The sequence below is a fragment of the Kitasatospora sp. NPDC007106 genome (assembly GCF_040634455.1).
GTDB classification, from domain to species: domain Bacteria; phylum Actinomycetota; class Actinomycetes; order Streptomycetales; family Streptomycetaceae; genus Kitasatospora; species Kitasatospora arboriphila.
The window spans coordinates 1-1,358 of the sequence record NZ_JBEYFP010001253.1 but is presented as its reverse complement, the minus strand read 5'-3'; the positions used below and the strand labels follow the sequence as shown (position 1 = coordinate 1,358).

General features: G+C 75.7%; 2 protein-coding genes. One reads left to right on the top strand and one right to left on the bottom strand.

What is annotated here, in order from left to right:
• On the bottom strand, positions 1-484 hold a 484-nt coding region (locus tag ABZ641_RS37605; RefSeq protein WP_359989095.1), incomplete at its 3' end, for a phosphoribosyltransferase family protein.
• 184 nt (positions 485-668) lie between these two features.
• On the opposite strand from ABZ641_RS37605, the gene ABZ641_RS37600 reads away from it, so the two are divergent.
• Positions 669-1,226, top strand: a complete 558-nt coding sequence (locus ABZ641_RS37600) for a hemerythrin domain-containing protein (RefSeq protein WP_344625356.1) — start codon at positions 669-671, stop codon at positions 1,224-1,226.
• Positions 1,227-1,358: the final 132 nt, after the last annotated feature.

Here is a 1,358-nt window from a genome sequence, read left to right as displayed (position 1 = left end):
CCGGCGCGGCCATGATCAGCCGGGCCGGCCGCTGCTCGCGCAGGCGGCAGAGCGCGGCCCGCGCGACGACGCCGGTGGCGAGGCCGTCGCCGACGAGGATGACGGTCCGGCCCCGGACCCGCGGGAACGGCCGGTCCTCGCGGTAGAGCGCCTCGCAGCGGTCCACCTCCGCCCGCCCGTCGGCGACCTCCCCGGCCAGCCGCTGCTTCGTCAGGCCCATCGTGCGCAGCGCGTGCTCCTGCCACTGCGGCGGCGTGCCGGGCAGCAGCGCGCCCACCGGGACCTCGGGGCTGTCCGGGGCGCGCACGAGCCGGGCGACGAGTACGTCGAACTGCGCCCCGAGGACGGTCGCCACGGCCGCGCCGACCGGCACTCCTCCGGGCGGGAGGGCGAGCACCAGCGGATCCGGCGGTACGCCGCCGAGCTGTCTGCACAGCGCCTCGGCGAGGTCGCGGCCCGCCTGCTCGCGGTCGTGGAAACGCATGCCGTCCACCTTCTGCCGTCCGTTCCGTCCCCCGGTCGGTCCTTCGCGGCGTCGTCTACCCGCTGTGACGGAAGCCATCGGGCCGTCCGGGGGACGTCCGCCGGACGGCACGTGTGCACCCGGCCGGACGGGGCACCCGCCGGTCACGGCCCGCACCGGGCGGGCCCCTACCGAGGAGGCGGCGATGGCAGGCCACGGCGGCGACGTCATCAAGGAACTCGAGACCGACCACCGCGAGGTCGAGGAGCTCTTCGCGCAGATCATGCAGGCCACCGGGGAACACCGGAAGTCGCTGCTCGACGAGGTGACGATCGAGCTCGTCCGGCACTCCGTGGCCGAGGAGGCCCACCTGTACCCCGCGGTCCGCGAGTACGTGGGCGGCGGCGACGCGATGGCCGACCGCGAGGTCGAGGACCACGCGAAGGTCGAGCGGCTGCTCAAGGAGATCGAGGGCAAGGACGCCGGCGACCCCCGGCTGGACACCCTGACGACCACCCTGGTCGACGAGGTCACCTCGCACATCCGAGACGAGGAGCAGAACCTCTTCCCGGCCCTGCGCGCGGCCTGCAGCCAGGCCGACCTGGAGGTGCTGGGCAACCAGGTGCGCCGCTCCAAGGCGACCGCACCGACCCGGCCGCACCCCGGCGCGCCCTCCTCGCCGGCCGCCCGCAAGGTGCTGGCCCCGGGCGTCGGCCTGATCGACCGGGTGCGGGACTACGTGTCCGACCGCGGCGCGGCGTGAGGAGGGGACCGTGAGCATCCGGCGCCGGGCGTACCCGGAGGCACACCCCGAGGAACACCCCGAGGCGGGCCGCGGCCGGGCCCGACGGGACGACCGCGGCACCGGGCCCGATCGCAAGACCACACGTCTGAA